Source organism: Burkholderia sp. AU30280 (genome assembly GCF_020420125.1).
Lineage (GTDB): Bacteria > Pseudomonadota > Gammaproteobacteria > Burkholderiales > Burkholderiaceae > Burkholderia.
Map to the genome: position 1 here is coordinate 581,697 of NZ_JAIZRY010000001.1, position 23,085 is coordinate 604,781.

Here is a 23,085-nt window from a genome sequence, read left to right on the forward strand (position 1 = left end):
TGCCCCGAGAAAGGCCGCTCGCTGCGTCACGCTCCTTGCGAATACGTCCAGTATTCGCCGCGTCGCAGTCCTCGCGAGCGGCCTTTCTCGGGGCAACGCATGTCCGTTTCATCCGCAAACAGCCCCCAGGTCATCTACAGGACTCTTTGTTTCCTAGCCTTAAACCCAGGAAAATCACCATGGCCCACAATCTCCACAAGACCCTCAAGGAATTCGACAGCGGTTCCGGCAAAGGCAAGTTCTACTCGCTGCCGCAGCTCGGCAAGGAACTGAAGACGAAGATCGAACGCCTGCCGGTGTCGATCCGTATCGTGCTCGAGTCCGTACTGCGCAACTACGACGGCAAGAAAATCACCGAAGAACACATCGAGCAGCTCGCGAACTGGAAGCCGACCGCGAAGCGCGTCGACGAGATTCCGTTCGTGGTGTCGCGCGTCGTGCTGCAGGACTTCACGGGTGTGCCGCTGCTCGCCGACATCGCGGCCATGCGCGGCGTCGCGGAGCGTACGGGCAAGAACCCGAAGAAGATCGAACCGCTGGTCCCGGTCGATCTCGTCGTCGATCACTCGGTGCAGATCGACTACTTCCGCCAGAAGGACGCGCTCGACCTGAACATGAAACTGGAATTCCAGCGCAACAACGAGCGCTACCAGTTCATGAAGTGGGGCATGCAGGCATTCGACACGTTCAAGGTCGTGCCGCCGGGCGTCGGCATCGTCCACCAGGTGAACCTCGAATACCTCGCGCGCGGCGTCCACAAGAAGGCGGACGGCGGCGACACCGTGTACTACCCGGATACGCTCGTCGGCACCGACAGCCACACGACGATGATCAACGGCATCGGCGTGGTCGGCTGGGGCGTGGGCGGCATCGAAGCCGAAGCCGGCATGCTCGGCCAGCCGGTGTACTTCCTGACGCCGGACGTGGTCGGCGTCGAGCTGAAGGGCAAGCTGCGCGAAGGCGTGACGGCCACCGACCTCGTGCTGACGATCACCGAAATGCTGCGCAAGGAGAAGGTCGTCGGCAAGTTCGTCGAATTCTTCGGCGAAGGCACGAAGTCCCTGTCGCTGCCGGACCGCGCCACGATCGGCAACATGGCGCCGGAATACGGCGCGACGATGGGCTTCTTCCCGGTCGACGAAAAGACGATCGACTACTTCGAAGGCACGGGCCGCACGAAGGCCGAAATCGCCGCGTTCGAAAACTACTTCAAGGCGCAGAAGCTGTTCGGTATCCCGAAGGCCGGCGACATCGACTACACGAAGACGGTGACGCTCGACCTGGCAACGGTCGCACCGTCGCTGGCCGGCCCGAAGCGCCCGCAGGACCGCATCGAGATCGGCAACGTCAAGTCGACGTTCACCGACCTGTTCTCGAAGCCGGTCGCGGAAAACGGCTTCGCGAAGAAGGCTGACGATCTGGCCACGCAATACACGACGAGCAACGGCGTCGACGTGAAGAACGGCGACGTGCTGATCGCCGCGATCACGTCGTGCACGAACACGTCGAACCCGAGCGTACTGCTGGCCGCCGGCCTGCTCGCGAAGAAGGCGGTCGAGGCCGGCCTCACGGTCGATCCGAAGATCAAGACCTCGCTCGCGCCGGGATCGCGCATCGTCACCGAGTACCTGACGAAGACGGGCCTGCTGCCCTACCTGTCGAAACTCGGCTTCGAAGTCGCGGCTTACGGCTGTACGACCTGTATCGGCAACGCGGGCGACCTGACGCCGGAACTGAACGAAGCGATCACGAAGAACGACATCGTCGCGGCAGCCGTGCTGTCGGGCAACCGTAACTTCGAAGCACGTATCCACCCGAACATCCGCGCGAACTTCCTCGCGTCGCCGCCGCTGGTCGTCGCGTACGCGATCGCCGGCAACATCACGCGCGACCTGATGACCGAGCCGGTCGGCAAGGGCAAGGGCGGCCGCGACATCTACCTCGGCGACATCTGGCCGACGAGCGAAGAAATCCACGCGCTGCTCAAGTTCGCGCTCGACCCGAAGAAGTTCGAGGACAACTACTCGAAGCTGACCAAGAAGGGCGACCTCTGGAGCAAGATCGAGGGCGAATCGGGCCAAGTCTACGACTGGCCGAAGTCGACGTACATCGCCGAGCCGCCGTTCTTCGGCAACGACTTCTCGATGGAACCGGCTGCGTCGATCCCGACGGTCAACGGTGCGCGCGCACTGGGCATCTTCGGTGACTCGGTCACGACCGACCACATCAGCCCGGCAGGCTCGATCAAGGAAGATTCGCCGGCAGGCAAGTGGCTGAAGGAAAACGGCGTGCAGAAGGCCGACTTCAACAGCTACGGCTCGCGCCGCGGCAATCACGACGTGATGATGCGCGGCACGTTCGCGAACGTCCGGATCAAGAACCTGATGATCCCGGCGAAGGCCGACGGCTCGCGCGTCGAAGGCGGCCTGACGATTCATCAGCCGAGCGGCGAACAGCTGTCGATCTACGATGCGGCGATGAAGTACGTCGACGCCGGCACGCCGACCGTCGTGTTCGCGGGCGAAGAGTACGGCACGGGCTCGTCGCGCGACTGGGCCGCGAAGGGCACGCAGCTGCTCGGCGTGAAGGCCGTGATCGCACGCAGCTTCGAGCGCATCCACCGCTCGAACCTGGTCGGCATGGGCGTGCTGCCGCTGCAGTTCAAGGGCTCGGACAGCGTCCAGTCGCTCGGCATCACCGGCGAAGAAACGTACGACATCGAAGGCCTCGGCGACGACTTCAAGCCGCAGCAGGACGTCACGCTCGTGATCCACCGCAAGAACGGCGACACGCAGCGCGTGCAGGTGCTGCTGCGCATCGATACGCCGATCGAAGTCGACTACTACAAGCACGGCGGTATCCTGCCGTTCGTGCTGCGCTCGCTGCTCGCAGCGTAAGCGCCCTGCTTTTGCAGGTGCCGCAGCCGCCTCGCGGGCGGTTGCGGCCGATTTGGAAGCCCGACCTCGTGTCGGGCTTTTTTTCGTGCGTACGTTACGCGATATCGCCGTGCGTCCGGCGCGTCACGCCGCGTTGTCGGCGCGCGCCTTCGCGCCTGGGCCCGCTCGCCGCGTGTTCTTCTTCAGATGGGTGCGGTTGTATTCGATCGCCGCGCGCACGAGGGTCTTCAGCGCCCGCTTGTCGATCCGGTCGCCTTCGAACAGGTCGATCGCGCGCCGCGCATTGCCGTCGAGGCCGTCGTTGAACAACCTGGCGGGATCCGGCAACTGCGCGCCATGCATGAAGGTCAGCTTCACCTTGCCCTTGTGCGCATTCGCCACGGCGATCATCCCGTCGCACGACCACACGGGGCTGCCCATCCATTTCCATTCCTCGACGATGCCCGCTTGCGCATCGAGGATCGTCTGGCGCAGGTCGGCGAAGGTCTTGCCGCGCCAGTCGGCAATGCCGGCGATCAGCGCGTCGATATGTTCCGACGGCGTGAGGTCCGTTGTGCTCATGCGCGGGCCTCCGTGCCTTCGTCGGGGCGCGCCAGTACCTGTTCGAGCGAATCGAAGAACCGGACCCAGCCGTGCTGCGCACCGCGGTACGCCTGCTCCTGGTCGGTGCGGAAGCCGACCTGCTCCATCCGCAGGTGCGTGCCGACCGGCGTCGGCGTGAGCGTCCACGTGACGACGCTTTCGAGGCCGTATGCGGCCCACGTATAAGACAAAGCGCGCGGCGGCTCGATCGTCAGGACCGTGCAGTCGACCGAGCCCCAGTCCGCACGGAAGCTGAATGCGCGGCCCGCGACGGGCTCGAAGTCGCTCTTCATCAGCCACGCCTCGATCAGGTGCGGTTGCGTGAGCGCGCGCCAGATCTTCTCCGGCGGATGCGGCAGCTCCCGTTCGACGACGACGGAGCGCGTTTCGGTAGTGGCCTGGTTCATTACTGATCCATCCTTTTGAGCAGATCTTCGAGGGCGTCGAACCGGTTCTGCCAGAAGCCCGCCATCTGGCTCGTCCAGTCGATCAGGGGAGCCAGCGCTTGCGGCTGTGCGCTGTAGTGCGTCTGCCGGCCTTCGTGGCGGTCGCTCACGAGTCCGGCCTGCTTCAGGACGCCGAGATGCTTGGAGACGGCCGGCTGCGAGACGCCCGCATGAGCCGTCAGCGCGGCAACCGTCAGCTCGCCGTCCGTGCACAGCCGCTCGAAGAGCGCGCGGCGCGTCGGGTCGGCAAGCGTTCTGAAAAGCGTGTCGTTAGCGTTCTGCATGTCCTGATTCATAACCCGGTGGTTATGGGTTGAAGGATATCTGCTGATCGACGTGCGTCAAGGCGGAATTTCATGTATCTCGTCGTGCGATCTTGCACGGGCCTGCCGTCCGCCGCGTCGGCACATGCACGCCGCCGGATTCGAGCCTTTCCTCTAATTCACATCCACCGCATGCGATCCGAAAGTCGCCTGCAAGACTGCCGGAAGCCCCGTTCCACAGTTCGGGAAACGTTTGCGATCCACCGGCCCCTTTCTTGTGCACACGCGAATCCGTTCCTGCCGCGCCGCCTCGTTTGACCACATAGTGCGACGCGGCACGCGGCGACGACCGGTCGCGCGCCATGCGTTCACGGGATGAACCGCTCCGCGATCGCGCATGTTCCGGCGCCACGACGAGCGACTCGCGCGTGCGAGCGTCGCGCATTGCGCACCGTCGTATCGCGAACCGGTTCCGTTCACCTCTGCCGCGCTCGCTTGCGCGCATGACGCAGCGCATGTGTGTGCCCGCGCCGATGTCAGAACTGACAGCTATGGAAACTGGCAGCTACCTGAACGGCAGCGACGCCCTACGCTCGTCACCGCTCGCGATCCCACAAGGATCGAGGGCTCCAGCAACGTCGTCTCTCCTAAAAAGGACTCCCGATGAAAAGGAACGCCTGGTTTGCCCTGCCCCTGCCGTCGCCCCGCCGCCTTGCGTGCGTGGCACCGCTCGTGTTCGCCGCCGTTGCGGCGCATGCGGCGACGGACTGGGTCGACACCCATACGAAGGCCTTTCTGACCGGCCCGCAGTTGATGGCGCGCAGCGCGGCGCCGTCGCTCGAACTCGCGGCCGGCGAAACGACTGACGTCGTCGTCAGCCTGAAGCTGCGCAATGCCGCGCAGCTCAAGCAACTGTCGCGCGACGTGAACCGGCCGGGCAGCCCGCATTACCGCCAGTACCTCACGCACGAGCAGTTCCTCGCCAACTACGCGCCGACCGACGCGCAGGTGAAGTCGGTCGTCGACTATCTGCGCAAGAGCGGTTTCGTCAACATCGAGGTCGCGCCGAACCGGCTGCTGGTATCCGCACGCGGCACGGCCGGCACCGTGAAGACCGCATTCAACACGTCGCTCGTGCACTTCGAATACGCAGGCCACTCGGGCTTCGCGAACACGTCGACCGCGCAGGTGCCGCGCGCGCTCGGCGACGTCGTCGGCTCGGTGCTCGGGCTGCAGAGCGTCGCACACGCTCGGCCGCTGCTGCACATCGGCAACGTGTCGAAGCCGCAGGCGCTCGCGGCCGGCACGGCGACCGGCCACTATCCGAAGGAATTCCCGGCCCTGTACAACGCAACCGGCGTGCCGACCGCGGCCGGCGTCACCGTCGGCATCATCACGATCGGCGGCGTGTCGCAGACGCTGACGGACCTGAAGCAGTTCACGTCGAGCAACGGCTACGGCACGGTCTCGACGCAAACCATCAAGACCAACGGCTCGGGCGGCAACTACACCGACGACCAGGACGGCCAGGGCGAGTGGGATCTCGACAGCCAGTCGATCGTCGGCTCGGCCGGCGGCCAGGTCGGCAAGCTCGTGTTCTACATGGCGGATCTCAACGCGAGCGGCAACACGGGCCTCACGCAGGCGTTCAACCGCGCGGTGTCGGACAACACCGCGAAAGTGATCAACGTGTCGCTCGGCTGGTGCGAGACCGACGCGAGCGCGGACGGCACGCTCGACGCCGAGGAACAGATCTTCACGACTGCCGCGGCACAAGGTCAGACGTTCTCGGTTTCGTCGGGTGACGAAGGCGTGTACGAGTGCAACAACCGCGGTTATCCGGACGGCTCGAACTACACGGTGTCGTGGCCGGCTTCGTCGCCGCACGTGCTCGCGATCGGCGGCACGACGCTCTACACGACGTCGTCGGGCGCGTTCTCGAATGAAACGGTGTGGAACGAAGGGCTCGACGGCAACGGCAAGCTGTGGGCGACGGGCGGCGGCGTCAGCACGATCCTGCCGGCCCCGTCGTGGCAGACGGGCAGCAACCGCCAGTTGCCGGACGTCGCGTTCGACGCCGCGCAAAGCACCGGCGCGTACATCTACAACTACGGCCAGTTGCAGCAGATCGGCGGCACGAGCCTCGCCGCGCCGATCTTCACGGGCCTCTGGGCGCGTCTGCTCGCAGCGAACGGCACGGGCCTCGGCTTCCCGGCCGGCAACTTCTACGCCGACATCCCGTCGAACCCGTCGCTGGTGCGCTACGACGTGGTGTCGGGGAACAACGGCTATCAGGGGTATGGCTACAACGCAGGCACCGGCTGGGATTACACGACCGGCTTCGGCAGCCTGAACATCGCGAACCTCAACCAGCTGATCAAGTCGGGCGGGTTCTAAGCGAAGCGTGAAGGCCGGTGCGCGATGGTGGTTCGTTGCGCACCGGTTCCTGACTTTCCCTCGATCGTTGTCCGGCCGTCAGCCTGCGCCACAACCGCGCACAACCCTACTCCGTCGCCTGCTCGCGCACACGCTCCGACGCGGCCGGCACGCCGGCCCGATGCGACGGCGCAAACAACCGCAACCCGCTCGCGACGCTCGCGGCCCCGGCGAAGCCCGCGCCGAGCATCAACGCGAGCGTCGGCCCGTGGCGCCCCGCGATCCCGAACGACAGCGCGACGAGCGCCGCACCCGTCGCCTGCCCGATCAGCCGCGCGGTCGCGATGATCCCGCTCGCGCCGCCGCTGCGCTCGGGCGGCGCACTCGACATCAGCGCCTTCAGGTTCGGCGACTGGAAGAAGCCGAAGCCCGCGCCGCACAACATCATCCGCCAGCCGATGTCGATGACGCCCGGCGCCGCCGGCAACGCGGCGAGCGACACCATCCCCGCGCTCAGCAATGCAAGACCGATTGCGCCGAGCAGGCCCGGCGGATAGCGATCCGACAAGCGCCCCGCGATCGGCGCAGCGAGCGCGACGATCGCCGACCACGGGGTCATCAGGAATCCCGTCTCGACCGCGTTGCGATGCAGGACGGTTTCGAAATAGAACGGCAGCGACACGAACGCGAGCCCCTGCGCGGCGAACGCGCACACGGCGGTCAGCGCGGACAGCGTGAACACCGGCCGGCGAAACAGGTCGACCGGCAGCATCGGCGCCGGGTGCCCGGCCTGGCGGCGGATCAGCAGCCAGCCGAATGTGAGCGCCACCGCGGCCGCCGCGAACACGACGGAAAGCGGCCCGCGCTGCGCGAATTCGCCGAGCGCGAAGATCAGCGATGCGAACGTGATCACGTTGAACAATGCGGCGACCGGATCGAACGCATGCTTGCCGCGCGCCGTCTGCGGTAGCGACGGAATCGCCACGGCCAGCGCGAACACGCCGAGCGGCACGTTCACGGCGAACAGCCACGGCCATGCGGCGACCGACAGGATCAGCGACGCGATGGTCGGCCCGACCGCGAACGACACGCCGACCACGAGCGCGTTGAAGCCGACACCGCGCCCGAGCCGATGCGCGGGGAACAGGCCGCGGATCAGCGCGACGTTGACGCTCATGATCGCGCTCGCACCGAAGCCCTGCACGATCCGCGCGGCCGTCAGCATCGGCAACGTCGACGCGAGCGAACAGCCGAGCGACGCGAGCGTGAACACCGCGAGCCCGGCGATATACACGCGCTTGTGGCCGACGATGTCGCCGAGCGATGCGAACGGCAGCAGCGTCGCGACCATCGCGAGCTGGTACGCGTTGATGATCCACACGGACGCGGCCGGCGATGCATGCAGGTCGGCGGCGATCGCAGGCAGCGCGGTGTTCGCGATCGCGGTGTCGAGCGTCGCGAGCGCGACGGCCAGGAGCACGGCGGACATCGCGCGCCAGTTGACGGCCGGTTCATGCGCGCCGGCGGGGGAAGCGAATTCGGACAAGATAAGGCTCGACTGACGAGCGACGCGTTGCGCCGCGTCGCGGATTGGACTCGCGGCGGCGTTCCGGTCGCACCGCACGGAACGCGCGCCGCCGCGCCCCGTATTGTTGCAGAGCCGCATCGAACGTGCAGGCGGGCAACTCGTCAGTCAGGCAAATGAAAGCGGATGCGTTGCCGCGCAGGGTGCGCGGCAGGCAGGCTCGCCGCGTCAGGTCACCGCGCGCCGCGCATTGCGGCCGCGCAGCCATTCGAGCGCAAGCAGCAGGCTCGTCGAGAAGATGATCAGGATCGTTGCGAGCGCAGCGATCGTCGGGCTGATGTTCTCGCGGATCCCCGTGAACATCTGGCGCGGCAGCGTCGTCTGGTCCGCGCCCGCGAGGAACAGCGTGACGACGACTTCGTCGAACGACGTCGCGAACGCGAACAGCGCGCCCGACATCACGCCCGGTGCGATCACCGGCAGCGTCACGCGGAAGAACGTCGACACCGGATTCGCGCCGAGCGACAGGCTCGCGCGCACGAGGTTCTGGTTGAAGCCCTGCAGTGTCGCGGCAACCGTCGTCACGACGAACGGCACGCCGAGCGCCGCGTGCGCGGCGATCAGCCCCGTGTAGGTGTTCGCGAGTCCGAGCGGCGCGAAAAACAGGTACATGCCGACGCCGACCACGACGACCGGCACGATCATCGGCGACAGCAGCACGGCCATCAGCAGCCCCTTGCCGCGGAAGTCGGCCTTCGTGAGACCGATCGCGGCGAGCGTGCCGAGCACCGTCGCGACGACGGTCGCCGACGGCGCGACGATGAAGCTGTTCTTCGCGGCCATCCGCCACTCGTCCGATGCAATCAGGTTCTCGTACCAGCGCATCGAGAAGCCCGGAATCGGATAGACGAGGAACGTGCTCGACGAAAACGACAGCGGCACGATCGCGAGCACCGGCAGGATCAGGTACAGCAGTGTCAGCACGACGAGCACGCGCAGCGCGACGTACCACGCGCGCTCGACGAACGACATGTGCGGCGCGAACAGCGGCCTGGCAAGTTTCATGGTCGGAATCCCCTTCCCGTTTCGTAGTGCGTGGCGCTCAACCGAGGCTCACGTTGGTGCGCGTGAAGCGCCCGTACACCGCGTACAGCACGAGCGTCGCCGCGAGCAGCAACCCGCCGAGCGCGCATGCCATGCCCCAGTTGATCGTCACGTTCGTGAAGTACGCGACGTAGTAGCTGACCATCTGGTCGTTCGGCCCGCCGAGCAGCGCGGGCGTGATGTAGTAGCCGATCGCGAGGATGAACACGAGCAGTGCGCCCGCGCCGACGCCCGGATAGGTCTGCGGCACGTATACGCGCCAGAACGCGGCGAACGGATGGCTGCCGAGCGACACGGCCGCGCGCTGGTAGGTCGGCGGGATCGACTTCATCACGCTGTAGAGCGGCAGGATCATGAACGGCAGCAGGATGTGCGTCATCGAGATGTATACGCCGACGCGGTTGAACAGCAGCGCCAGCGGATGCGAGATCAGCCCGCTGCCGATCAGCGCCGTGTTGATGAGCCCTTCGCTCTGCAGCAGCACGATCCACGCGGCAACGCGCACGAGCACCGACGTCCAGAACGGAATCAGCACGAGGATCATCACGAGGTTCGAGCGACGCTCCGACAGCGTCGAGATCCAGTACGCGAGCGGATAGCCGAGCAGCAGCGCGAACAGCGTGACGGCGACGCCGATCACGAACGTGCGGCCGAAGATCGCGAGATAGATCGACTGGTCGGGATCGGCCTGCACGATGTGGCCGAAGCCGTCCTGCTTGTGGTCCAGCGCGGCGAGCAGGTAGAACGGCGACACCTGGCTGCCGTTCTTCGCGATCGACTGCCAGTACGCGACGTCGCCCCAGCGCGCATCGAGTTCGACGATTTTTTCGCGCGTCTGCGCGGGCGTCAGTGCCGCGTCATTGTCGCCCTTCAGCGGCATCGCGCGCGCCGTCTTCGCGACGAGCGAGCGATAGCCGGGAATTTCGGTGTTCAAGCGCCGCGCGAGCGCCCCCATCGCCTCGCTGTCCGCCACCTTCGTCATGTCGGCCGCAAGCGCGACATACGCGGCGTCGGCCGGCGGCGCCTTGCGGTCCCAGCCCGACAGCGCGGCGACCGTCTTGGGCAGCGCGGTCGCGATCTCGGGGTTCTGCACCGCGCGCGTAAGCAGCGTGCCGATCGGCACGACGAAAATCAGCAGCAGGAAAATTGCGAGCGGCGCGACCAGCAGCAGTGCCATCGTGCGCTTGCGGGCCTCGGCGGCCTTCAGCTCGCGCTTGAGCGCGGCGTTCGACGGCGAGGAAGGCGCGATCGTCATCGTATTCAACGGTTCTCTCCGGCCGGGCACGTTCCGGCGGACTGCCGCGCGACACGATCGACGTGCCGCGCGGCCGGTTGCATCAGGACACCGTTCAGGAAGCCTGATCGGTTACTTCGTCGCCCACGCGGCGAAGCGCTGCTCGAGCTCGTCGCTGTGGTCGGTCCAGAAGCCGATATCCTCCAGCACCGCGTTCTTGCCGTTGGCCGGCGAGTTCGGCAGGTTCGCGAGCGTCTTCGCGTCGAGCGACTTGATCGCCGCGATGTTCGTGGGGCCGTATGCGATGTGCTGCGCATACGCCTGCTGCGGCTTCGGCGTGAGCGAGTATGCGATGTACTGCTCGGCCAGCGCCTTGTTCGGCGAGCCCTTCGGAATCGCCCAGTAGTCGAGGTCGTAGATGCTGCCGTTCCACACGACCTTCAGGTTCTTGCCTTCCTTCTGCGCGGCGTCGATGCGGCCGTTGTACGCGGTCGACATCACGACGTCGCCGGCGACGAGGAACTGCGGCGGCTGCGCGCCCGCTTCCCACCACTGGATGTTCGGCTTCAGCTCGTCGAGCTTCTTGAACGCGCGGTCCTGGCCGGCCTTCGTGCCGAGCACCTTGTACACGTCCTTCGGTGCGACACCGTCGGCCATCAGCGCGAATTCGAGGTTATAGCGCGCGCCCTTGCGCATGCCGCGCTTGCCGGGGAATTTCTTCACGTTCCAGAAATCGGCCCAGCCGGTCGGTGCCGACTTCAGCTTGTCCGCGTTGTACGACAGCGCCGTCGACCACACGAAGAAGCCGACGCCGCATACCTGCGGCGATTCCGGAATCAGGTCGGACTTCTTGGCGATCTTCGACCAGTCGAGCTTCTCGTACAGCCCTTCGTCGCAGCCGCGGTTCAGGTCGCCCGACTCGACTTCGACCACGTCCCAGTTGACGTGCTTCGCCTCGACCATCGCCTTCACTTTCGCCTGCTCGCCGTTGTATTCGACGGCCGTGACCTTGTTGCCGGTCGCCTTCTCGAACGGCTGGTTGAACGCGGCCTTTTGCGCGTCGCCGTTCGCGCCGCCGAAATTGACGACCGTGAGTTCGGCAGCCGATGCCGATGCGCCGACGACGGCGAGCGCCAGTGCCAGCGCGGTGCGCCGTGCGGTAATGCGTGCTCGGTTCATGGTGGTTCCTCTCCTCTCGTGGTGGAAATGGGCAGTTGTTGTTGACGACGTACTGCGGGAAATCGGGGAAACCCTGCTCACGCGAACACGCGCAGGTGTTCGGGCGCAAACGCGAGCGCGACCGGGGCGCCGGGCGAGAACGCATCGAGCGCGCCGGTGCCGAGCGGCACCTTCACGAAGCATTCGTCCTGGCCGGGCAGCGCGCAGCGCATGCGCACGTGGTCGCCGAAATAGATGAGGCTGCGCGCCTCGCCGCTCAACTGGTTGGCGGCCGAGCCGTTCGCGCCATGCACGGCGAGGCTCATGCGTTCGGGGCGGATGCACGCGACGGCCGGCGCACCCTCGGCCGCATCGCCGATGCGGCGGCCGACGAGCTTCGTGCCGTCGTCGAGCCGGAATTCGCAGAATTCGCCGTCGACGCGCGCGATGGTGCCGCGCAGCCGGTTGCTGTCGCCGATGAAGTTCGCGACAAATTCATTGCATGGCGATTCGTACAGGCGGTCGACGGTGTCGAGCTGCTGCACGATGCCCTTGTCGAACACGGCGACGCGATCGGACATCGTCAGCGCCTCGCCCTGGTCGTGCGTCACGTAGACGAAGGTCACGCCGAGCTTTTCGTGCAGCGCCTTCAGTTCGTACTGCATGTGTTCGCGCAGTTGCTTGTCGAGCGCGCCGAGCGGCTCGTCCATCAGCACCAGCTTCGGCTCGAACACGAGCGCGCGCGCCAGCGCGATGCGCTGCTGCTGGCCGCCCGACAGCTGCGCCGGGTAGCGTTTCGCGAAGCGCTCCATCTGCACCATCTTCAGCGCATGCGCGACGCGTTCCGCGCGCTCGGCCGCCGGAAGCTTGCGTACGGTCAGCGGATACGCGACGTTCTGCTCGACCGTCAGGTGCGGAAACAACGCGTAGTTCTGGAACACCATGCCGATGTTGCGCTTGTGCGGCGGCACGTGGTTCAGCAGCTCGCCGTCGAGGCGGATCTCGCCACCGGTCGGAAACTCGAAACCGGCGAGCATCATCAGGCAGGTGGTCTTGCCGGAGCCCGACGGCCCGAGCAGCGTCAGGAATTCCCCCCGGCGGATATCGAGGTCGAGCGATTTGACGACCAGCGTTTCTCCGTCGTAGGTCTTCCGCACACCGCGAAAGCTGACGATCACATCATCGGACTTCATCGTGGCTGTCCCCTTGCTTCGCGACAATTGATTTTGAGATGCGAGCCACTATACGGCGCACACGGTTCTACAATAGGGAACCATTTCAATATTCCGCATGGGACCACTTTGGACACCGTGATCGTCGCCGACTGGCTCTCCGCCCGCCTCGACCGTAGCTCGCCCGAGCCGATGTACCGGCAGTTGCTGCAGTTGATGCAGCAGGCCATCCTGACCGGGGAACTGGGGCCAGGCACCAAGCTGCCGAGTTCACGCACGCTCGCGGCCGACCTGTCGATCGCGCGCAATACCGTGCTGCACGTGTACGACCAGCTGACGGCCGAAGGCTACGTGCTGACGACCACCGGCAGCGGCACCTATGTGGCCGACACCCGGCCGGACGCCGCCGCGATCCACGTGCCGGGCGCCGTACTGCCACCGTCGAGCACCGATGAACCGCCGCTGCCGGACGCGCAGGGCGGCCTGTCGATGCGCGGCCGGCAACTGATCGAGCACGCGGGCGTGTCGCGGCGCCAGTGGGGCGCGTTCATGCCGGGCGTGCCGGACGTGTCGGAATTCCCGAGCCGGACGTGGAGCCGCCTGCAGGCACGGCTGTGGAAGGAAGCGAACCCCGAGTTGCTGACCTACGCGCCGGGCGGCGGCTACCGGCCGTTGCGGCGCGCGCTCGCCGATTACCTGCGCGTCGCGCGCTCGGTCAAATGCTCGCCGGACCAGCTCATCATCACGACGGGCATCCACCAGTCGATCGATCTCGCGGTGCGGCTGCTGTCCGACATCGGCGATCGCGCGTGGGTCGAGGAGCCGTGCTACTGGGGCGTGCGCAGCGTATTGCAGGCGGCCGGTCTCACGCTGACGCCGGTGCCGGTCGACCAGGAAGGGCTCGACCCGCGCGCCAGCGACATGCAGCATCCGCCGCGGCTCGTGCTCGTCACGCCGTCGCATCAGTACCCGCTCGGCATGGTGATGAGCCTCGCACGACGCCGGATGCTGCTCGAATACGCACGCCGGCACCGCTGCTGGATCATCGAGGACGACTACGACAGCGAGTTCCGCTACGGCAGCCGCCCGCTCGCATCGCTGCAGGGGCTCGACGACGGCGGCCGCGTGATCTACGTCGGTAGCCTCGGCAAGATGCTGTTCCCGGGGCTGCGGATGGGCTACATGGTCGTGCCCGAGCATCTGGTCGACACGTTCCGCACCGGGTTATCGGAGCTGTACCGCGAGGGCCAGCTGATGCAGCAGGCCGTGCTCGCCGAATTCATCATGGACGGCCACCTGACCTCGCACGTCAGGCGGATGCGCACGCTGTACGGCGAGCGCCGGCAACTGATGATCGACGCGATCCGCGCGCGCTTCGGCGATGCGCTGCCCGTGATGGGCGACGAGGCCGGCCTGCATCTCGTGCTCGGCCTGCCCGACGCCTGCGACGATCGCGCGGTCACGCAGAGCGCGTTCGATGCCGGCGTGATCGTGCGCCCGCTCACCAGCTACTACAGCAGCCTCGACACCGCGCGGCGCGGCCTGCTGCTCGGCTATGCGTGCGTCGCGCACGAAAGCATCGGGCCCGCGTTCGACACGCTCGCGAATACCATCGAGCAACACCTGCCTCGGGACCTCACGCGCGCGGCATAGCGGCGATCATTCACCGCGCCGCCCGCGCCTGCCACATTACCGCGCGCTGCCCGCCCCGCGATCGAGCGATGCCGCGCGCATGGCTTCGCCGGGCTTCGTGAACACGCGCTGCCGCAGCGCGGCGATCTGCGCGTCGCGATCCTGCGGCGACAGGCCCGCCGACTCGATCTGCGCACGCTGCGCAGCATAGTCCGCGTAGCGGCTCTGCCACGATGCGTCGTCCTGCTGCATCTGCGCGACGCGTGCGGCGGCTTCCGGGCCGAGCGTCTGGGTCAGTTGCGCGCGCATCGCGTCAGGCGTCGCCCCGCTCTTCTGCAATTGCGCGATCTGGTCGATCGCCGCCCGCTGCTGGTCGATGCGCTGCTGCGCGGCGCGTTCGTCGGCCGGCATCTGCTGTTCGAGCGCCGCGAGCCGCTCGGCCTTCTGCGCCGCCGTCAGCGTGGGATCCTGCGTGATCTTCAGCCGCGCGAGGTCGTAGCGCTGCCGCCACTGCTCCGCACCGAAGAACGGCTGGGCCCACTCGCCGAGCGTGCGGTAGGCGATCGACGCGCGCTGGTCGAGCGCGAGCTGCAGCGCGCCCAGGTCGGACTTGTCGACCGCGCCGGCATCGCGCAGCTTCGCGAGTGCGTCGCGATACGCGCGATAGCGGTGCCATACGTCGAGCGCCTCGGCCTGCGCAACCGTGCCGTCGAGTTGCGCGGCGATCTCGCGCACGACGAACGCATCGAGCGCGGCCGCGCTCAGGTCGCTCTGCGCGGTCAGGCAGTAGTCGAAGAAATCGCGCACCGCGCGCGACTTCGCGAGATGGCCGCCGGCATCGAGCGGCAACCGCGGCGCGCTGGAGCCGGCGAGTGACGGCGGCAGACCCGCGCTTGCCGGCACGGCGGCCTGCGGCGGCGCGGCAACCAGTCCGCCTGCCGCCGGCGCATCCGGCGCATCGCCGGCAGCGCCCGTCCCGCGATGCCAGCCCGCACCGCTCCACATCGCCACGCCGGCAATCGCCGCCAGCCCCACGACACCATAGACCATGGCGCGCCGCGCCAGCGGCGCGCGTCCTTCACGTGCCGTCATCGATTACACGCCCGCCAGCTTCAGCCGGTTCGCATGCGTGCGGATCACCGCGACCGGATCTTCCGCATACGCGCCGCGCACGCCGAGCAGCTGGTTGATCTCGTCGAGGTGGTTCCACTTGTAGCTCGTGCTCAGCACCTTGCCGTACAGCGCACTGCACTTCGACACGAGCCCGTCGTTTTGCCCGGAGCCGCGGTTGATCATCACCGTGCCCGTGCCGAACAGCGCGAGCGTCGACGCGTCGAGCGCGTTCGCCGGATCGACGACAGGAAGGGTGCTCGTGTCGGTCGCACCCGTGACACCCAGCAGCGACAGCGTCGGCTGGATCGCCGTGCCGGCCCACGAGTACAGCAGATGCGTGTTGCCGCCGACGGTTTCCGTCGGCGCGCCGGTCTGGCAACTGCCCGGCGCCCCCAGGCCCGCACTGGGGTAATTCTGGTTGTAGGTGGCGGCCCGTGCGGTGGTCAGCGTCTGCAGCGCGGCGAGCGCATCCTGGTTCGTGTTGTGGCTGCTGCTCGTCAGGATGCCGAACACATTGACGAACGCGGCGATCACCGATGATGAAAGCCCGGTCGGATCGTATGCAAGCACGCTCTGCACGAAGTCGGCGAACTCGGAGCCGCGATGCGGCGTGCCGATCGTCGTCACCGACGCGACGAGATCGGGTGCGACGGCCGCGACGTAGCGCGACGTGAGGCCGCCCTGGCTGTGGCCAATGAGATTGACCTTGGTTGCGCCCGTCGCCGCGAGCACCGTCTTCACGTAAGCGAGCAACTGTTCGCCGCGCCCGTTCGGGCCGTCGTCGCTCTGGAATCCAGACAAGTTCGCGACGTAGACGGTCGCACCGTTCTGTTGCAGGTCTTCCTGGATGCCATACCAATACTCGAGCACGCCGGCGTACTTGTCGGTACCCGAAAGCCCGTGCACGAGGATGATCGGATAACGCGTCGCCGCGTAGCCATCGGCGGGCGCGGTCGCCGCCATCGCCGCGTGCGTCGTCGCGAGCGTCATCACTGCGGTCGTTCCCGCGAACGGCGCGATGCTCATCGCGCATGCCACTGCCCCTGCCACCACCCTGGAACGCATCGTTTTGGCCATGCATGTTCTCCTGATTATTGTGCTGCCGGTGCGAATGAAGCCGGATCGACACGCACTATGCGTCGCAAACGTCGCGACCACCGTGTGCATCGAATGCGGGAGTGAATCACGAGTCGCCAACGTTTGCGCCCTGACTAGATACGGTTCTCTAATCGGTTGACGCGCCCCGCCCGTTCGGGCGGGGCAGCGTTCATGGGCACGCATGCTGCAACGCACACGTGCGATGCGTTACAGCTTCGCGCTCACGCGCACCCATGCGGTCCGGCCCGGTTCCATCACCGGCGAGTTCGCCGGATAGCCGAAGCCCGCGTTGCCGGCGAGGTTCAGGTGCTCGGTGTAGGCCTTGTTCAGCACGTTGTCGACGCCGACCGAGATCTGCACGCGCTTGCTGACGTTGTATTGCGTATGCAGCGAGAGCACACCGAATCCGGCGCTCGGGCCGAAGTCCTTGCCGACCACGTTGCCCTCGTTCAGCGCATAGCGATGCTGCGGCGCAACGATGCGCCACAGCCCCCCTGCCGACCACGCACCACGCGTGTATTCGAGCCCGATGCGCGCCTCGAGCGGCGGCATCTGCGGCAACGGATCGCCGGTTGCGGCGTTGCGCCCCCACGCATACGCGAGCGACGTCTCGACGCGCAGCGGCGAAACCGGTTTCCACGACACGCCCGCTTCGCCGCCCATGATCTGCGCGTTGACGTTGGTTGCCTGCGTGGTCGGGCCCATCATGCCGGCCGCGTAGTTGAACAGGATGAAGTCCTGCACGTAGCCCGCGTACGCCGACACCCATGCATCGAGCCGGTCGCCCTTGTATTGCGCACCGATGTCGAGCTGCGTGGTCTTCTCCGGCTGCACCGCCGAGAACGCGTTGACCGAGCCGGCCGGCCCGCGCTTCGCGGAAAACAGCTCCCAGTAGTCGGGATAGCGCTCCGTATGGCCGACGCCCGCGTACCACGTGACGGGCAGCGACGCGAGATCGCGCTCGTAGCGGATGAAGCCGCTCGGCAATACGCGCGTGCGATCGTCGTCGAAGGTCGGATTCGGCTTGCTCATCATCATGCCGCTCGTCGTCGCGCGCTTGTCGCGCGCGCTCGCATAGTCGATGCGCGCGCCGCCGATCACGCGCGACACTGCGCTCGCATACCACGTCAGTTCGCCGAACACGCCCGCGTTCCACATCGTCGCCTGGGCGTCCCACGGCTTGTCGCCATAGTTCTGCCGTCCCATCGCCGAACGCGAGTCGAGCCGGTTCGATTGCGCGTCGACACCCGTCACGAGCTTGAAGTCGTCTGCAAAACGAAACGTCGCGGCCGCGCGCGCGCCGAACGTGCGACGCCGCACTTCCGATGCCATCCGCATCGGCATGCTGCTGGTCGGGTCCGGTTGCCGCAACGTGTAGTTGTCCATCACGTGATCGGCTTCGTTGTAGTACACACGGGCCTCGATCCGGTCGAGCACGTCGCCGAGATGCTTCTTGTCGAACGACAGGCCGAACGTTTCCCGGCGGAAATGCGCGCCGTCCATCCCGCGCCCCGCGTAGCGCGCATAGCCGTCGCCGGTGCCGGCGGTCAGCTCGACGCGTGTGTGGTCGTCCGGCGTCCAGCCGAGCGCCGCATCGGCGTTCCACTTGTCCCACTGCGACGGCACGGTGTTGCCGTTGCCGTCCTTGTAGTCCTGCGAATGTGCGTGGTTCGCGGTCACTCGGCCATAGACGTCCGGCGTGCCGGCCGTCACGTCGATGTTCTGGTCGTTGCGGCCGAACGACCCGCCGACCAGGCTGCCCGCGAAGCGCATGCCGGGCTTGTCGAAGCGCGGCGTCACGCGCTCGAACATCACGGTGCCGGCCGACGCGCCGGGACCGTACAGCACGGTCTGCGGCCCCTTCACGACGGTGACCTTGTCATAGCTTTCCGGCGCGATGTACGACGTCGGCGCATCCATCCGGCCCGGACATGCGCCGAGCGTCGACATCCCGTTCGCCAGGATGTTCAGCCGCGAGCCGAACATCCCGCGCAGCACGAGGTCGCCGTTGGTGCCGCCGCTGCGGATCGACGTGAAACCGGGGATGGTTTTCAGGTAATCCGCGCCGTCGCTGGCGGGCAGCGGCTGGCGCGGGGTCTTCGGATCCGTGACGACGACGAGCGGCGTCGACAGCGGCGACGCGACGACTTCGATGGCCGGCAGCGGCGCGGCCGTATCCTCGGTCGGCGCGCCGGGTGTGCGCGCCGTTTCGGCGGCCGCGGCGCTCGCGGCCAATGCACCGACAGCGAGCGCGGGAACGGTGAGTTTGAGCACGCGCGGCATGTGCCGCACACAGGCATTGCGTGACGCCCGCGGCGCACGCAACTGGAAAATGGTCATGATCGAAAGCCCGAGTAACGCCCTCCACGCGGCCTCGACGAGCCGCACGGATATCGGCGGTGAAAAGAACGGAAACAGCGCGTCAGGCGCGCTCGGGCGGGGCGCGCGGGTACGCGCGCGGATAGCGGTCGGCACGCGCCGCGACGGTGGGCGGCGCGGCGGCGGAAACGGAAACGAAGGGAACGGAAACGAGTGCCGCGGCGGCCGGCCCGCCGATCGCGGGGCTGTGCGCGAAGAAACCGCAGTAGCCGCACGCATCGAGATGCAGCGCATGATCGTGCCTGCGGCCCGCATCGGGCGACGGATGCGCGCCATGCTCCGTACTGCAGACGATCGCGTCAGGCACGGCAGCCTGCGCGACGCGCCACTGCGACACCAGCGGCGCCGCGATCGCGAACCAGATCGCGAGCACGCCAAGCCAGGCGGTCAAGTGACGATGTCGGTGCAGCATGCTCGGCAACAAGTAAGCGGAATGTAAAAACAGCCGAGATGTTACAGAATGTTTAACGCGATGGCCAGTGCGGATGCCGGTAAACGAACCGAGGGCGCATGGTTGTCAACACAACCATGCGCCCCCGCCTGCTGCATGTTTCCGGAACGTGCCGTTCAGGGCGCCATGCGCCGCAGCACGTCGTCGCGCCGGATGAAATGATGGTAGAGCGCGGCCAGCGCGTGCAGGCCGATCACGAAGTAGAACGCGTTGCCGATCAGTTCATGCGCTTCCTTGATCGTCGGCCGCAGCGCCTTGTCGGGGCCGACCAGCGTGAACGACAGGCCGAGCCAGTCGAGCGACACCGGCTTGCCGCCCAGGTTGATCATCATGATGCCGAGCAGCGGCTGCGCGATGATGAATACGTAGAGCGCGACATGCGCGAGCTTCGAGAGCCAGCGCAGCAGCGCCGCTTGCGGAATGGCCTCCGGCACACGGCTGACGGCCCGCCACAGCACGCGCAGCACCGACAGCACGAGCACGAGCGTGCCCGCGGTGAGATGCACGTTCATCCAGAACACCCGGCTGTCGCTGCCTTTCGGCCCACGGATCTCGATGGCCAGGTAGGCCAGCGCCACCAGCAGGAAGACGGCCCAGTGGAAGAAGATCGCGGGCGAGCTGTAGCGCGTCTGTTTCGCGAGGATGTTTCTCATGCTTCGTCTCGTGTCGTATGCGGGGATGGACGCATGCAGCCACCGGCCTGCGCCCGGCAAAACTGCCCCGATTGTAGCCGCACGGGCGCCCGGTTTTGCACGACGCACGCAAATATCCGACGAATTGTCCAGGCGCGCCGCGCGGGGCTTCATATGGGAAAATCCGCATCGCGCATCCGGACGGCTGTGGCACGATGTAGCTTTGGTGCGACGGCGCGCGGGCATCATGAGCAAGGCGTTCTTCGTTGCGGCCTATCGGCTGACCGCCGCGTTGCTCGCGGTATCCACCACGCTGCGCAGCATCGCCAACTACTGGCACCTGCCGGGCTTTCATCTCGGCAACTACCTCAGCTACTTCACGCAACTGAGCGGCCTCTACGCGGCCGCGATGCTCGCCACCGGGCTGTGGCACATCGCACGCCCCGGCTCGGCCCGCTACGAATCGATGCGCGGCGCCGCGGTGCTGTACGTCCTGATCACCGCGATCGTCTACGAACTCCTGCTCGCGCGGCTCGATGCACTGCGCCACGTCACGCCGGCGTTCAACAACTGGGTGCTGCACCGGATCGTGCCGTTCGTCATGCTGTGCGACTGGCTGTACGTGGAGCCGCGCCTGCCGATTCCCCGGCGCAGCGCGTTCGCGTGGCTCGCTTTCCCGATCGTCTATCTCGGCTATACGCTGGTGCGTGGCGCGCTGGAGAACTGGTACCCCTATCCGTTCGTCGATCCGCGGCCGCACGGCTACTTGCCGGTTGCGATCCAGTGCTCGCTGATCGCGATTGGGGCAACGGCGCTCGCACTCGGCATACGCTGGCTCGGCAATCACGCGAGACAGTCGGGTGCGGTGACGCTCAGGAAGGGATGACGGCGGGAACGTGTGCGCCGCCCGGCGCACACGGGGTGACGCGGGTCGTCAGCCGCCGTTGCGCGGCAGGAAGTTCATCGGATCGACGACCTTGCCGTTCTGGCGGACTTCGAACTCGAACGTCGAACGGCCGCTCGCGTCGGTGCCCATTTCGGCGACCGGCTGGCCCTGGCGCACCGCATCGCCTTCGTTGACGAGCAGCTTGCCGTTGTGTCCGTAGGCCGTGATGAGCCCGTTCTCATGCTTCAGGATCACGAGCGGGCCGTAGGCCTTGACACCGGACCCGGCGTACACCACGCGCCCGGCCGCCGCGGCCCGCACCGAATGGTCAGGCCCGGATGCGACGATCACGACGCCGCGCGTCTTGCCGGCCGAGAACGGCGTCGCCACGACACCGGTAGCCGGCCATGCGAGCGAGCCCGGCTGTGCGGCCGCCGCGGGCGGCTGCCCAAGCGACGTCGCGGCAGGCGGCGGCGCGACGCGCAGCACCTGGCCGGGATACACGGCATCGGTCGGTGCCATGTGGTTCCAGCTGGCCACGTCCTGGACGCGCTGCCCGTAGGCGTTCGCGACGCTTGCGAGCGTATCGCCCGGATTCACGCGGTAATAGCCGGCGATCACGCCCGGCGTCGCGGCCGACGTGGGTGCCGGCTGGCGCGCCGGCTGCCAGTTGTCGGTCCACGGCGTCATCGTGCAGCCCGTCAGCGCGATGGCCGCGGCAACGAGCGCCGCCTGCGGCAGCCAGCGCGTCAGCGCATCGTGGATGGGAATAGTTTCTCTCAAGGGTCCTCCCGGATTTGCGTCGTTGCGCCGCCCACCGCCCCCCGGCGCGCGACGCACGATGTCCGGCCGAACGGCCGGACCAATCAGTATCCGACCGCTCTCGCGGCCGTCAGTTTCCACAGCGGGACGTTGGCGCGAATGGACTCACCGGCCCCTTTTTTGCGTCGTCCCGATCGGCAAAGATACCATTTGTGGCGGTCAAGCCCGCGTCAGTTGCCCGATCCGGCAACAATCTTGCGGCGTCACACCATCATCGCGGCGGCCTGCAAGCCGCGCCGCGCGGGCCGCCGGGCGGGCCTGCGGCGGATCTTTCGCCTGCCGTGCCGCCCTCGCGAGCAGTATCGATCCCGTCACATTCTCCGCTTCGATCGCCACCTATACTCGGTGATGCACTGCGCGACCCAACGACAACGAGGAGCATGACAATGAACAACGCGACGTTTCTTTCCGTGCAGCTCAACGCCGATGACTTCTCCGGTTCCAGCGGCCTGGTCGAATTGCTCAACCGGCACCTGCTGTTCGCGACCGACGTCGCCGAGGCGGCCGATGCGCTCGTCCAGCTGGCGAGCGTCGCGCATTTGACCGGCGCCACGCGCCACAGCGTCGAGCTGCCGATCCTCGCGATCGAGCGGCTGCGTGATGCGCTCGACACGTTGAGCGGCTACGACGAAACGTGGCTGCAGGTGCTGGAACCGGCCGAAGCGCTGTTCCGGGATATCGGGCGCGGCCGGCGCGCGCTGCACTGAACTGAACTGAACTGAACTGACGGCAGGCGCGATACACGCGCGGCCAATGAAAACAGCCCGCCGTTCCGAATGACGGAACGGCGGGCTGTTTGTACTTCCAGGGTCGGATCAGGCCGCCGATGCGGCCGCACCATTAACGACCCTTGTAGATCGGGGCGTCGTCAGCGATACGCTTGACTTGCCAGCCGGTCTTGGCCTTGGCCGGCGCGCCGGATTCCTGCGCGGCAGCCGGTTGCGCGCCGTAGCCGGTCGTGTCGGCAGCGGCGACGTTCTGTTGCGGGTTCAGGCGGGCTTCAGCAGCCTGGATGCTTTCCGGGTAGTTCGTACGGTCGCTGCCCAGCTTGTAGCCGGCCTGTTGCACGGCGGCCAGTTCGGCCTTGACCTGTGCGCGGGTGACGGGCGCGTTCTGTTGGGCGAACGAGACAGCGGGAACGGCGAGGACGGCAGCTGCGGCGAACGTTGCGATCAGCGATTTCATGATTACCTCCGGGATTTTTTTGCTCCGCCGCACACACCATGTCTGCAGCGATGGAACAGAGTTTAGTCCCGGCGTCGCCTAGGGAAAACCATGAAAGAGCGAAAACACTGTTTCCCCGGAGCCAACAATG

20 protein-coding genes are annotated in these 23,085 nt (G+C 66.8%); 5 read left to right on the plus strand and 15 right to left on the minus strand.

All coding sequences use genetic code 11. From position 1 onward, the window contains the following. Window positions 1–179 precede the first annotated feature (179 nt). Entirely contained in the window at window positions 180–2,897 is a 2,718-nt protein-coding gene (acnA, locus tag LGN17_RS02605) for an aconitate hydratase AcnA (RefSeq protein ID WP_226195032.1), read from the plus strand. A gap of 123 nt (window positions 2,898–3,020) precedes the next feature. Here acnA and LGN17_RS02610 read toward each other — a convergent pair whose 3' ends face one another. From LGN17_RS02610 to LGN17_RS02620, 3 genes are read right to left on the minus strand one after another with little or no spacing between them, the layout of a single operon-like run. Next, window positions 3,021–3,458, minus strand: coding sequence for a DUF1801 domain-containing protein (locus LGN17_RS02610; protein WP_175955133.1), 438 nt, complete (start codon window positions 3,456–3,458; stop codon window positions 3,021–3,023). Beyond that, window positions 3,455–3,886 carry an SRPBCC family protein gene (locus tag LGN17_RS02615; RefSeq protein WP_226195033.1) on the minus strand — a complete coding sequence of 144 codons (432 nt, stop codon included), beginning with the start codon at window positions 3,884–3,886 and terminating at the stop codon, window positions 3,455–3,457. The genes LGN17_RS02610 and LGN17_RS02615 overlap by 4 nt, the downstream gene beginning before the upstream one ends. Beyond that, on the minus strand, window positions 3,886–4,209 hold the full coding sequence (locus tag LGN17_RS02620) for an ArsR/SmtB family transcription factor (protein ID WP_226195276.1): 324 nt from the start codon (window positions 4,207–4,209) through the stop codon (window positions 3,886–3,888). Before LGN17_RS02620 ends, LGN17_RS02615 begins: the two co-directional genes overlap by 1 nt. Window positions 4,210–4,851: 642 nt before the next feature. On the opposite strand from LGN17_RS02620, the gene LGN17_RS02625 reads away from it, so the two are divergent. Then, window positions 4,852–6,585 carry a protease pro-enzyme activation domain-containing protein gene (locus LGN17_RS02625; protein WP_226195034.1) on the plus strand — a complete coding sequence of 578 codons (1,734 nt, stop codon included), beginning with the start codon at window positions 4,852–4,854 and terminating at the stop codon, window positions 6,583–6,585. Between the two features lie 106 nt (window positions 6,586–6,691). Here the strand turns inward: LGN17_RS02625 and LGN17_RS02630 are convergent, their stop codons facing one another. From LGN17_RS02630 to LGN17_RS02650, 5 genes are all read right to left on the minus strand, one after another. Further along, window positions 6,692–8,110: an MFS transporter gene (locus tag LGN17_RS02630; RefSeq protein WP_226195035.1), complete on the minus strand. Its 1,419-nt coding sequence runs from the start codon at window positions 8,108–8,110 to the stop codon at window positions 6,692–6,694. 207 nt (window positions 8,111–8,317) lie between these two features. After that, window positions 8,318–9,154, minus strand: a complete 837-nt coding sequence (locus LGN17_RS02635) for an ABC transporter permease (RefSeq protein WP_047901362.1) — start codon at window positions 9,152–9,154, stop codon at window positions 8,318–8,320. Between the two features lie 37 nt (window positions 9,155–9,191). Continuing rightward, window positions 9,192–10,448: an ABC transporter permease gene (locus tag LGN17_RS02640; protein WP_226195277.1), complete on the minus strand. Its 1,257-nt coding sequence runs from the start codon at window positions 10,446–10,448 to the stop codon at window positions 9,192–9,194. Between the two features lie 111 nt (window positions 10,449–10,559). After that, complete coding sequence (locus LGN17_RS02645) at window positions 10,560–11,606, minus strand: ABC transporter substrate-binding protein (RefSeq protein ID WP_226195036.1); 1,047 nt, start codon at window positions 11,604–11,606, stop codon at window positions 10,560–10,562. Window positions 11,607–11,683: 77 nt separating this feature from the next. Further along, window positions 11,684–12,778, minus strand: coding sequence for an ABC transporter ATP-binding protein (locus LGN17_RS02650; RefSeq protein WP_226195037.1), 1,095 nt, complete (start codon window positions 12,776–12,778; stop codon window positions 11,684–11,686). 108 nt (window positions 12,779–12,886) lie between these two features. Between LGN17_RS02650 and LGN17_RS02655 the strand changes: the two genes are divergently transcribed. After that, window positions 12,887–14,410, plus strand: coding sequence for a PLP-dependent aminotransferase family protein (locus LGN17_RS02655; RefSeq protein ID WP_226195038.1), 1,524 nt, complete (start codon window positions 12,887–12,889; stop codon window positions 14,408–14,410). A gap of 36 nt (window positions 14,411–14,446) precedes the next feature. On the opposite strand, the gene LGN17_RS02660 is transcribed toward LGN17_RS02655, so the two are convergent. The 5 genes from LGN17_RS02660 to LGN17_RS02680 form a co-directional block, all read right to left on the minus strand. Continuing rightward, on the minus strand, window positions 14,447–15,481 hold the full coding sequence (locus LGN17_RS02660) for a lipase secretion chaperone (RefSeq protein ID WP_226195039.1): 1,035 nt from the start codon (window positions 15,479–15,481) through the stop codon (window positions 14,447–14,449). 3 nt (window positions 15,482–15,484) lie between these two features. After that, entirely contained in the window at window positions 15,485–16,579 is a 1,095-nt protein-coding gene (locus LGN17_RS02665) for an esterase/lipase family protein (protein ID WP_226195040.1), read from the minus strand. A 228-nt stretch (window positions 16,580–16,807) separates the two neighbouring features. After that, entirely contained in the window at window positions 16,808–18,940 is a 2,133-nt protein-coding gene (locus tag LGN17_RS02670; RefSeq protein ID WP_226195041.1) for a TonB-dependent copper receptor, read from the minus strand. Between the two features lie 82 nt (window positions 18,941–19,022). After that, window positions 19,023–19,391 (minus strand): DUF2946 domain-containing protein, encoded by a 369-nt coding sequence (locus LGN17_RS02675; protein ID WP_226195042.1) that lies wholly within the window; start codon window positions 19,389–19,391, stop codon window positions 19,023–19,025. Between the two features lie 155 nt (window positions 19,392–19,546). After that, window positions 19,547–20,083 (minus strand): cytochrome b, encoded by a 537-nt coding sequence (locus tag LGN17_RS02680; protein WP_226195043.1) that lies wholly within the window; start codon window positions 20,081–20,083, stop codon window positions 19,547–19,549. A 226-nt stretch (window positions 20,084–20,309) separates the two neighbouring features. On the opposite strand from LGN17_RS02680, the gene LGN17_RS02685 reads away from it, so the two are divergent. Then, on the plus strand, window positions 20,310–20,948 hold the full coding sequence (locus LGN17_RS02685; protein ID WP_226195044.1) for a Pr6Pr family membrane protein: 639 nt from the start codon (window positions 20,310–20,312) through the stop codon (window positions 20,946–20,948). A 48-nt stretch (window positions 20,949–20,996) separates the two neighbouring features. Here LGN17_RS02685 and LGN17_RS02690 read toward each other — a convergent pair whose 3' ends face one another. After that, window positions 20,997–21,731: a peptidoglycan DD-metalloendopeptidase family protein gene (locus tag LGN17_RS02690; protein WP_226195045.1), complete on the minus strand. Its 735-nt coding sequence runs from the start codon at window positions 21,729–21,731 to the stop codon at window positions 20,997–20,999. Window positions 21,732–22,156: 425 nt separating this feature from the next. Between LGN17_RS02690 and LGN17_RS02695 the strand changes: the two genes are divergently transcribed. Continuing rightward, on the plus strand, window positions 22,157–22,477 hold the full coding sequence (locus LGN17_RS02695; RefSeq protein ID WP_175955093.1) for a hypothetical protein: 321 nt from the start codon (window positions 22,157–22,159) through the stop codon (window positions 22,475–22,477). A 133-nt stretch (window positions 22,478–22,610) separates the two neighbouring features. On the opposite strand, the gene LGN17_RS02700 is transcribed toward LGN17_RS02695, so the two are convergent. Then, on the minus strand, window positions 22,611–22,955 hold the full coding sequence (locus LGN17_RS02700; protein WP_175955091.1) for a DUF4148 domain-containing protein: 345 nt from the start codon (window positions 22,953–22,955) through the stop codon (window positions 22,611–22,613). Window positions 22,956–23,085: the final 130 nt, after the last annotated feature.